Annotated in this window: 1 protein-coding gene; it reads right to left on the bottom strand. The window is 59.1% G+C overall.

The window, feature by feature from the left end; all coding sequences use genetic code 11:
* Positions 1–318: Ig-like domain-containing protein (locus GJS41_RS11375; RefSeq protein ID WP_154247482.1), on the bottom strand; the 318-nt coding region annotated here is incomplete at both ends.

The following is a 318-nucleotide window of genomic DNA, read 5'->3' as shown; positions in this document are numbered from 1 at the left end:
CCGCAACCGAAGCGCCGGTAATCGAGCCGTCTTCTGCCACAGTATTGCTGTCAGCGGTCGCCGTTGGCGTGTCATCCACCGCCGTCACCGTAATGGTTACGGTCGCGATGTCCGTGTCGCCATCAGCATCGGTGATGATGTAAGTGAAGCTGTCGGTGCCGTTGAAGTTCGCATCCGGGCTGTAGTCGTAACTGCCGACAGCATTGAAGGTCAAGGTGCCGTTAGACACGTCGGTATCCAAGCTGAACGCGGTCGCTAAGTCGCCGCCGTCACCGCCTAAGGTGTCGTTACCCGCAACCGAAGAGCCGGTAATCGAGC

The organism is Kangiella sp. HZ709 (genome assembly GCF_009674675.1).
In the GTDB taxonomy this organism is placed as follows: Bacteria; Pseudomonadota; Gammaproteobacteria; order Enterobacterales; family Kangiellaceae; genus Kangiella.
This window is presented reverse-complemented; position numbering and strand designations above follow the sequence as displayed.